The sequence below is a fragment of the Pseudoalteromonas sp. Z1A8 genome, from assembly GCF_011378855.1.
In the GTDB taxonomy this organism is placed as follows: domain Bacteria; phylum Pseudomonadota; class Gammaproteobacteria; order Enterobacterales; family Alteromonadaceae; genus Pseudoalteromonas.
Genome location: NZ_WTLB01000085.1, coordinates 1 through 9,426, shown reverse-complemented (window position 1 = coordinate 9,426; position 9,426 = coordinate 1). Strand labels below are relative to the sequence as shown.

Sequence of the window (9,426 nt, the reverse complement as noted above, 5' to 3'; positions counted from 1 at the left end):
ATGTGACGGTTTTTTTGCTATCTGGAATTTATTAAATAGCCAAGAGCGCATACCGAACTCAGTAGTGAAACAAAACAGCTCGAGGCGAGCCCCGCGGAAGGCCGCCCCGACACAAAGATAGTGTAGAATTTCACTGTGCCTCTCTACCGCAGTGGGCACCACGACACCCTGCACCGACTTCAAATTAAAGAAACCCGTTACAGAAATGTAACGGGTTTTTCGCTGTCTGGGATTAAATAAATAGCTTAAAGATGGATGAAATTTAACAGAGATAGGGCAACTAAAGATTATTAGATGGTACTAGTGAGGTTTTTTATGGCACGTTTAAATTGATTCTCAAGCTGTTTTTTTCCTAATAAACCTAAGTATTGAATTACTTTTTCATTACTTTCATTTTGTAGTACTAATTTTATTAAGAGTTGTTTATCAGACTCTGTTAATTGAGACATACAAGAAGGAGACTGGTTCATTATCTGCCAAAGAGTCGCAGAGATACTAAATTGAGTGAAGTTACTGTTTACGAGCAAGACTAATCTTTCGCGAATCTCTAGACCTACTAACTCATCGCTAAGCCCTTCAATTAAAATACTTACAAGTTGCCAATCTAGTGTTTTAAAGTGTGTTAAAAGCCCATAAAAAAAGTCGTTTTTAAACTGCTTTTTCAAAGGTTGGATAATTGCACTTTTGTTATTTAAGCATTTAACCACAAGCGCTGAATGTTCAGCTGTGCTTTTATCGCGTTGATAACCCAGTTTTACGATATCAAACCCTTGGTTCTGCCAAAAATTAAGTAACTGCGCTGTTGCGCCAAAGCTTGCACCAAACCAACTACATTGGTTTTTTACTTGCGACTCGCAATAGCTAAGTAGCTTTTTACCAAGCCCTATATTGTGAGAACTCGGATCAATCGCTATTCGTACAACGCGAGCGCTCAGTTGTGTTAAACAGTCATTATTAAAGCTAAGTTGTGAGAGTGCTTGCGCCATTAAATGTCCTTGCGGACGACGCTCTCCACTTATAACTTGTAGGGCAAGTTCTTCACTCAAACCACCTTCTATGGCGATTAAGCATACGCCAACTAATTGATTATTAATTTTGCTAATAAATAGTCGTTGCGATGGTGCGTCTAGTAGTTGGCGTAAGTCGTTTACACTACTTTGATAGTGAGCTAATGCAAGCAGGGCAATAACTTGCTGCAGTAATGGCTCATTGTTTACAAGGGATTGCTGAGTTATTTCACTATGAACTGGCTGTTCTAATTGATTACTACTTAACTCATTATATTGTGCATCGAGTGCAAACAGTGTGCGAATGTGTTGCTCAAGGGGATCGTGTTTAGCAAAGCGCAGTGGCTCATCCAGTGTTACAACTTTAGAGGCTTTATAGTGCGCTTTAATATAGTTACTAAAGCGAATGGTATAACCTCTGCCATTGCCCTCATACCCAACCAGAGTGCTTGCAAATACTATACGAGGGTAATTAGCTAGCATTTGTAGTAATAACGGAACAGGGATTGCTGCAGCTTCATCTACTAGTAATAAATTGCACTCAGGTAGTGTGTTTAATAACGCGTCAGGTGCAACGTAGTGCAAGTTGGCGAGCTGTTTATGTTCAGCATTGTATTGCAGGCTTAACTCGTTGGCTAAATGTTTAAAGCTACTATGGGTCGCTTTAAACTGAGTACTACAAATAATTACTTTTTTATCAGTCAGTTTTGCTGTTGCGAGGCCGAGTGCTGCCGACTTACCCCTGCCTCTATCGGCATTAATAAGTAAAGGTCTGTTGGCACGGCCCTTAGCCACTTTAACTATTTGTTCAACGCAGCTTTGCTGAGGTTGATAATCAATTTTATTATGTGTAACAAAGCTTGAGTTGTGATCAATACAGCCATTTTTTTCACTAAAATGAAAAGCAGGTAATTGTTTAATAACAGTTGCGAAACGTTGATTAAATAAACTGTAGTTAATGGTATGACCGTGTGATTGTACTGTACTTAATGAAGGGTCTTGCCAAGTAGGTAAGTCACCTAATTCATGCAGTAATAAAAACAGCATACCACCGGCTTTAACGGTGCCGGAAAGTGCTGCAAGTTTATCTGGGTGCAAACCACTAAAACCGTCGTAAACAGCATGAGCAAATTCTTGCCCTAAAATTTGGTGAGTGCGAGTAGGCCAGTATGAATTTTTAAGCGCACGCTGCTTTGAGACAACAAGTGTATTGTTTTCATCTATTAATGAGTTAAGTAATTCATAACACCAAGCTGGGCTGCCCGTAATCAACACTAGCTGACGATGATATGCGTCAGCTAGTTGTTGTTCTAACTCATTTAGGTGTGCTTTATACTGCTTGTAATCGTGCATAGGCCGTTACTAACCATTTACTACCAAGGTCATCAAAGTTAACTTGTACGCGAGATTGCGCGCCGCTGCCTTCGTAATTAAGTACGGTACCAATGCCAAACTTAGCATGAAGTACTCGTTGACCTAAGTTAAAGCCACTGTCTTCAAATGCGGCATGGCTAACTGATGCGCTAAAACGCCCGGCAGCAGGTGGACGAGAAACCTGTGTTTTAATACGGATTTCCTCAACGCAGTCCTCAGGGATTTCGCGTAAAAAGCGTGATGGGCTATGGTATTTTTCTTGCCCGTATAAGCGGCGACTCTCAGCATGGCTAATGTATAACTTATCCATTGCTCGTGTCATGCCTACATAACAAAGGCGGCGCTCTTCTTCTAAACGGCCAGACTCTTCGTTACTTTGCTGAGAAGGGAACATGCCTTCTTCTACGCCTACCATAAAGACTAGCGGAAACTCTAAGCCTTTAGCTGAGTGAAGCGTCATCATTTGTACGGCGTCTTCGTGTTCTTCTGCTTGTCCTTCACCCGACTCAAGTGACGTATGGGCTAAAAAGCCTTGTAAAGGTGAGCTGTACTCTTCGTCTTCAGGAAGTTCGTACTGGTCACATGCGCTAATGAGCTCTTCTAAGTTTTCTACGCGAGCACGGCCTTTTTCACCTTTTTCAGCTTGGTACATTGCCATCAAGCCTGAGGTTTGAATTGTGTACTTGGCTTGCTCATGCAAAGTTAGATCGCTAATTTTATCTTCTATTTGTTCAACGAGTTCTACAAACTTACTTACTGCACCAGAAGCACGACCAGATAAGTGCTGTTGTTCTACAATTGCTTTTGCGGCATACCAAAGCGGTAATGATTCTGCTCGTGCACAGTCGCGTATATGGCTCAATGTTTTATCACCAATACCGCGTGCTGGCGTATTAATTACACGTTCAAACGCGGCATCGTCTTGACGATTACCTACTAGGCGTAAATACGAAAGCGCATCTTTAATTTCTTGTCGTTCGAAGAATCGCATACCACCATAAATACGGTATTTTAAGCCTTCTTGCAGCATGGCCTCCTCGAGTACACGAGATTGCGCGTTACTACGGTATAAAATTGCGGCATCTTGTAGGGCATTACCTGCATTTAACCAGCTTCGTAGTTTGCTACTTACAAAGCGTGCTTCGTCTAACTCATTAAATGCTGCATAAATAGAGATTGGCTCGCCGTCGTTACCGTCGGTCCATAAGCTTTTACCCATACGTTCTGAGTTATTTTGAATTAATGCGTTAGACGCTTTCAAAATAGTCGCTGTTGAACGGTAGTTTTGCTCAAGACGAATGGTTTCGGCGCTAAAGTCAGTTAAAAATCGTTTAATGTTTTCGATTTTAGCACCACGCCAACCATAAATGCTTTGGTCATCGTCGCCTACAATCATAATGCTGTTAGTATCGCCAGCAAGTAACTTTAACCAAGCATATTGAATGGTATTTGTATCTTGGAACTCGTCTACTAGCATATGCGCAAAGCGTTGCTGATAATGACGCAGTAACGTAGGGTTATTTTTTAACACTTCGTAGCTGCGTAGTAATATTTCAGCAAAATCAACTAGGCCCGCTCTATCACAGGCCTCTTGATAGGCGGCATAAACACGCAGCATCATTTGCTCATTAATATCGTATGCTTGAATATCTTTAGGGCGAAGTGCTTCATCTTTTTTGGCGCTTATGTACCAGCCAAATTGCTTAGCGGGCCATTTTTTATCATCAATATTCATCGATTTTAATAAGCGCTTGATCATTCTAAGCTGATCGTCAGAGTCTAAAATTTGAAAGGCTTCTGGTAAATTAGCTTCACGGTGATGAGCACGTAAAATACGATGCGATAAACCATGGAACGTACCAATCCACATACCACCTACAGGAGCTTTTAGTGTTTCTTCAACGCGGCTACGCATTTCTTTAGCTGCTTTATTAGTAAAGGTAACTGCAAAAATACTGTAAGCAGAGGCTTGCTCAACTTGCATAAGCCACGCAATACGATGAACTAACACTCGTGTTTTACCAGACCCAGCACCTGCTAATACCAGCATGTTTTGTAGTGGGGCTGCAACGGCATCGCGTTGTTTGTCATTTAAGCCATCGAGTAATTGTGAAACGTCCATCGTTACGCCTTTTTAATCAATATTGTGGGCAGTATAACAGGTGTTTTTGTTAGGCTAAATAAAATACTGTTTTTATAAACAGCTATTTATAAAATAGTGTTCAAAACGAGTGACTTGCTACTTATTTAAACAAACGAAAAAGTGCAAACGCATAACAAAAATTGCTAATTTGACCTAAATTTAGCAAAATTTACTAACTCCTTAAATCTAGGCTAATTTAACTATTTGATTTGTAAGCTTTAATAAATTGGCATAAAGTGTGTAAGTAAATAACTATAAAATTAAATAAATACAGAGGTTAATATGGCAGATCAAGGTTCTGGCGGTAACGTAATTGCAGCAATATGTAATATATTTTTTCCTGGTTTAGGGCAGTTAGTGCAAGGGCGTATTTTAGCGGCTATATTTTTTGCACTCGCTATTATAATAAGTTACGCACTAATTTATGTGCTTGTAGGTTTTGTACTTGTGCCTATTATTTACTTATGGTCAATTATTGACGCCGCGCGTTATAGATCGCGAAGTTAACGGCTTTAAAGCTGAATAAAATAGCGCCCATGTGGCGCTATTTTGCTTTATATGTCCTGTGGTTTACGGGCGTTTACGTATATAATTACGCAATTAAAGATTTACAGGCAAACCCTATGGAATATCAATTTATTCGCGATCCTATTAGCGGGTTACGTATTAAAATAAGTAGCGAACATGCCATTATTGGTCGCTGGCTAAACGAAGAAATAGGCAAAGACAAAGTAGCTATGGTGCAAGCGCTTATTGCATCGGTAAGTTCAAGCTATGAGCCGCTAACGCTAAAAGGCCAAGAAATAGATTTAATATTAACGAAAGACGAAGCATTATTTGAAGCCCATGCGCTTCATCAAGACAGTGAAGACCTAATAGCGTATCAAGATGACGATTTAGCGCTTGAAGAAAATGGTTTAAGTAGTGGTTGTGGCTTTGAAGATTTTATTGATTTAATTGACTCATGGCATGAGTTTACTACCTCAAGATAAAAATTTGCACAACAATGAAAATATACGGCAATGCACAATCCGCATTTTATCTGTATTATTATGCCAACGAAAATTACGCCAACCAAAAACGACAGGAATTGATATGTCTGCCAATTTAAACAAGCTAGTAGTGATGCTAGAAATGCAAAACGCCATGAACACTAAAGTACATGAGCAGTGGTTTACTCAAGGGTTTGAATGGTACCGCGCTATTTGGGTTGAGTGTGCTGAAATGCTGGATCATCATGGTTGGAAATGGTGGAAAAAACAAACACCAGATACTGAACAAGTTATTTTAGAGTTGGTTGATATTTTTCATTTTGGTCTATCGCTCAGAATTGACGGCGAAACTAGCTACGAAGACTTAGCAAAGCAACTTGAAGTTGAGCTTAGTAATGCTCAACAAGCGGATGACTTTAAACAAACGCTAGAAATATTAGCGGCTTCTGCTGTTGCAGATAAAACGTTTAATGCCGCTGCATTTGCCGGTTGTATGGCGCAAATGGATATGGATATTGATGATTTATATCGCGGCTACGTAGGTAAAAATACGTTAAACTTTTTCCGCCAAGATCACGGTTACAAAGATGGTAGCTATATTAAAGAATGGAACGGGCAAGAAGATAACGAGCATCTAGTTGAAGTAGTTAAAAGCCTTGATACAGAGCATGCAGATTTTGCAAAGTTAGTATACCAAGGCCTAGAAGCGCGTTACCCAAAAGTTTAGCTCACGTAAGCTGAGATTAAATAATCTTACGATAGTCGGTAACACTTAGGTAATCGGCTATTTCGTTATGTGGTTGTTGGCTATCAGGGTTAGCAACTGCAAGTAAGTGCTCAATGCCGTATTCTCGTGCGGCATTTAATACCGGCACACTGTCATCTACAAATAAAGTGCGCTGCTTATTAAACCCTAAGTCTTTTTGTACTTGGTGCCACAAACTTTGTTGCTCTTTACTTACTCCATACTCATGAGTGGACACTACACCATCTAGGTAGTTATCAATCGCTGTATGCTCAAATTTGAGCATGACACTCTCAGGGTGGGCGTTGGTAAGTAAAATTAATTCTTTGCCTGCTTTTTTAAGCTCAGTTAAAAAATGAGGTACGTCTTCGCGCATTTTAATTAAATGCTGAGACTCTCGTTTAAGCTCCATTATAGGCAAGCTTAATTGTTGCTCCCAATAATCTAAACAATACCACTGTACTTGACCGCTCACAGCTTGATAGCGTTTTAAAATATCTGCTTTAGCTGCGTCTAAGCTAATACCTCTTGCTAATGCATGTTGTTGTGGAATTACGTTAAGCCAAAAATGACTGTCGTAATGTAAATCGAGTAATGTTCCGTCCATATCGAGTAAAACGGTATCGATTTTTGACCAATTTAACATAGGAATTTCAACTTATAAGGTTTATTATTGAACTAACTGCCATGATAGCAAATTAACGCCAATGACACAGAAAAAGCACCCAGTACCACCACAAATCCTCAGTAACAACGTTGTCGCTAAAAGCCGCCTGTTTACTGTGGAGTCTTTAGAACTCAAGTTTTCTAATAACGAAGAACGCCAGTATGAGCGAATTCGCGGCGGTGGCCGGGGAGCAGTGATGATTGTTCCGTTAAGTGCAGACAACGAACTACTACTTGTACGTGAGTATTGTGCGGGTACAAACGACTATCAGTTGGGCTTTCCTAAAGGTTTAATCGATCCGGGCGAAACGCCAGAGCAAGCTGCTAACAGAGAGCTTAAAGAAGAAATTGGCTTTGGTGCTGAGTATTTTAAACCATTAAGAACAGTAACAATGGCGCCGAGTTATTTTAATGCCACTATGCATATTTTATTTGCTAAGCAATTATACCCACAAACCCTTATTGGCGACGAACCAGAGCCGCTTGTTGTTGTTAAGTGGCCATTAACTCAGTGGCAGTCATTATTAGACCAAGAAGATTTTACCGAAGCACGCAGTGTTGCAGCTTTGCTATTATTAGATAAGTATTTAGCGTCTGGAGCTGCCGATGAATAAATTAATCGAACCGTGTATTGAATTAGCTGAGCGTGCTGGCGATGCAATTATGGCCATTTATAAAAAAGGCGATATTGGCCAACAAGAGAAATCAGATAATACGCCTGTTACCAAAGCTGACTTAGCAGCAAATGACGTACTGGTTGCTGGATTAAAAGTCTTAGCGCCCGATATCCCAATTATGTCGGAAGAAACACCTATACCTGCACTTGCCGACAGACAGGACTGGCAGCGTTATTGGTTACTCGATCCGATGGATGGTACAGGCGAATTTATTTTAGAAAGTGGCGACTTTGCAGTAAACATTGCATTGATTGAAAATAATCATCCTGTGCTTGGCGTTATTCATTGGCCTGCAAAAGGTGTGACTTATTTTGCTACAGCTAAAAATGGTGCCTTTAAACGTGAAAACTCAATTGATAAGCAAATATCTGTAGCGCCGCCAGAGAACTTGACGCTTGCAGTGAGCCGCCGCCAAAAAATAGAAGCGGTGAGTCAGTATTTAAATAGTCAGTTTACAACTATTGCTATTGGCTCGTGCTCATTAAAAGCTTGTACTGTTGCAGAAGGTAAAGCAGATTGTTTTTTAAGAATTGGTCCAACGGGAGAGTGGGATACAGGTGCTTCACAAGTTATTGTTGAAGAAGCCGGTGGTTGTATTACCGATGCTGAATTTAACCCGCTAACGTACAACCAACGCGAGAGTACTGAGAACCCTGACTTTATAGTGATGGGGCATCCAGACTGGGAATGGCAAAAAATGATTAATCCGCATCAAAGGTTGAGCGCAGAATAGCAATTTGATTGCTTTTTGTTCGGTTGAACAACTTTAATTAGTTTAGGCCTTGCATTAAATGTTTATTCCTATATAGTAGCGCTCTCTTCAAGGCAGGCTCGTAAATATTACGAAAATGTTTTAAAGAAATTACAGGCGCGGGATGGAGCAGTCTGGTAGCTCGTCGGGCTCATAACCCGAAGGTCGTCGGTTCAAATCCGGCTCCCGCAACCAATTCTTTGTAAGATTTGGTTACTGCAAACTCTAGCTTAAGAGATAAAATAAAGTAGTCGATAGACTTAAAATATACAGGCGCGGGATGGAGCAGTCTGGTAGCTCGTCGGGCTCATAACCCGAAGGTCGTCGGTTCAAATCCGGCTCCCGCAACCAATTATTTTATAAAGATTTAGTGCAATAGGTAGTTTTAAAAGGTCGTCGGTTCACTCTTCACCTTCACAGCTCCCGCAATAAATTTTTAAATTGGAAGCCAAGTTGTAATGTAAGCAAATTTAAACAAGTATACAATTTCAGGCGCGGGATGGAGCAGTCTGGTAGCTCGTCGGGCTCATAACCCGAAGGTCGTCGGTTCAAATCCGGCTCCCGCAACCACTGAAATTAAATATCTAAAAAGTTAAAACAAAATCGCACTCTTCATCGAGTTATTTTTTGCGTCTGCAGTTTAATGAATTCCTATAATTATAAAACTCACCGTTACTGCGCAAAACATTTTGCATAAGTAAGCGAAGGTCGTCGGTTCGCTTTTTACAAACTCAGGCTCCCGCAACCACTGAAATTAAATATCTAAAAAGTTAAAACAAAATCGCACTCTTTATCGAGTGATTTTTTGCGTCTGCAGTTTAATGAATTCCTATAATTATAAAACTCACCGTTACTGCGCAAAACATTTTGCATAAGTAAGCGAAGGTCGTCGGTTCGCTTTTTACAAACTCAGGCTCCCGAAACCACTGAAATTAAATATCTAAAAAGTTAAAACAAAATCGCACTCTTTATCGAGTGATTTTTTGCATCTGCAGTTTAATGAATTCCTATAATTATAAAACTCACCGTTACTGCGCAAAACATTTTGCATAAGTAAGCGAAGGTCGTCGG

The 9,426-nt window shown here is 40.3% G+C and carries 8 protein-coding genes and 3 tRNA genes; 8 read left to right on the top strand and 3 right to left on the bottom strand.

What is annotated here, in order from left to right; genetic code table 11:
* Window positions 1–290 precede the first annotated feature (290 nt).
* Window positions 291–2,360 (bottom strand): GNAT family N-acetyltransferase, encoded by a 2,070-nt coding sequence (locus tag GQR55_RS19135; protein WP_166421860.1) that lies wholly within the window; start codon window positions 2,358–2,360, stop codon window positions 291–293.
* A complete protein-coding gene (gene uvrD, locus GQR55_RS19130; RefSeq protein ID WP_008166456.1) occupies window positions 2,338–4,503 on the bottom strand; it encodes a DNA helicase II in 2,166 nt (721 codons plus the stop codon). Before uvrD ends, GQR55_RS19135 begins: the two co-directional genes overlap by 23 nt.
* Before the next feature lie 303 nt (window positions 4,504–4,806).
* Between uvrD and GQR55_RS19125 the strand changes: the two genes are divergently transcribed.
* From GQR55_RS19125 to GQR55_RS19115, 3 genes are all read left to right on the top strand, one after another.
* Window positions 4,807–5,031 carry a hypothetical protein gene (locus GQR55_RS19125; RefSeq protein WP_008166458.1) on the top strand — a complete coding sequence of 75 codons (225 nt, stop codon included), beginning with the start codon at window positions 4,807–4,809 and terminating at the stop codon, window positions 5,029–5,031.
* Between the two features lie 116 nt (window positions 5,032–5,147).
* Window positions 5,148–5,516: a YacL family protein gene (locus GQR55_RS19120; protein WP_024592461.1), complete on the top strand. Its 369-nt coding sequence runs from the start codon at window positions 5,148–5,150 to the stop codon at window positions 5,514–5,516.
* Between the two features lie 103 nt (window positions 5,517–5,619).
* On the top strand, window positions 5,620–6,243 hold the full coding sequence (locus GQR55_RS19115; protein ID WP_166421859.1) for a dUTP diphosphatase: 624 nt from the start codon (window positions 5,620–5,622) through the stop codon (window positions 6,241–6,243).
* 16 nt (window positions 6,244–6,259) lie between these two features.
* On the opposite strand, the gene yrfG is transcribed toward GQR55_RS19115, so the two are convergent.
* Complete coding sequence (gene yrfG, locus GQR55_RS19110) at window positions 6,260–6,907, bottom strand: GMP/IMP nucleotidase (RefSeq protein WP_166421858.1); 648 nt, start codon at window positions 6,905–6,907, stop codon at window positions 6,260–6,262.
* Window positions 6,908–6,968: 61 nt separating this feature from the next.
* Between yrfG and nudE the strand changes: the two genes are divergently transcribed.
* The 5 genes from nudE to GQR55_RS19085 all read left to right on the top strand — a co-directional run bounded on the left by nudE (window position 6,969) and on the right by GQR55_RS19085 (window position 8,925).
* A complete protein-coding gene (nudE, locus tag GQR55_RS19105; RefSeq protein WP_008166466.1) occupies window positions 6,969–7,541 on the top strand; it encodes an ADP compounds hydrolase NudE in 573 nt (190 codons plus the stop codon).
* Window positions 7,534–8,337: a 3'(2'),5'-bisphosphate nucleotidase CysQ gene (cysQ, locus tag GQR55_RS19100; RefSeq protein ID WP_007586545.1), complete on the top strand. Its 804-nt coding sequence runs from the start codon at window positions 7,534–7,536 to the stop codon at window positions 8,335–8,337. Before nudE ends, cysQ begins: the two co-directional genes overlap by 8 nt.
* A 136-nt stretch (window positions 8,338–8,473) precedes the next feature.
* A tRNA-Met gene (locus tag GQR55_RS19095) sits at window positions 8,474–8,550 on the top strand.
* A gap of 79 nt (window positions 8,551–8,629) precedes the next feature.
* A tRNA-Met gene (locus tag GQR55_RS19090) sits at window positions 8,630–8,706 on the top strand.
* Window positions 8,707–8,848: 142 nt separating this feature from the next.
* Window positions 8,849–8,925 (top strand) — tRNA-Met (locus GQR55_RS19085).
* Window positions 8,926–9,426 lie beyond the last annotated feature (501 nt).

Bases quoted from the DNA above. Each gene is read 5' to 3' on its own strand.
- GQR55_RS19135 (WP_166421860.1), bottom strand. From the start codon at position 2,360: ATGCACGATTACAAGCAGTATAAAGCACACCTAAATGAGTTAGAACAA.
- uvrD (WP_008166456.1), bottom strand. From the start codon at position 4,503: ATGGACGTTTCACAATTACTCGATGGCTTAAATGACAAACAACGCGAT.
- GQR55_RS19125 (WP_008166458.1), top strand. From the start codon at position 4,807: ATGGCAGATCAAGGTTCTGGCGGTAACGTAATTGCAGCAATATGTAAT.
- GQR55_RS19120 (WP_024592461.1), top strand. From the start codon at position 5,148: ATGGAATATCAATTTATTCGCGATCCTATTAGCGGGTTACGTATTAAA.
- GQR55_RS19115 (WP_166421859.1), top strand. From the start codon at position 5,620: ATGTCTGCCAATTTAAACAAGCTAGTAGTGATGCTAGAAATGCAAAAC.
- yrfG (WP_166421858.1), bottom strand. From the start codon at position 6,907: ATGTTAAATTGGTCAAAAATCGATACCGTTTTACTCGATATGGACGGA.
- nudE (WP_008166466.1), top strand. From the start codon at position 6,969: ATGACACAGAAAAAGCACCCAGTACCACCACAAATCCTCAGTAACAAC.
- cysQ (WP_007586545.1), top strand. From the start codon at position 7,534: ATGAATAAATTAATCGAACCGTGTATTGAATTAGCTGAGCGTGCTGGC.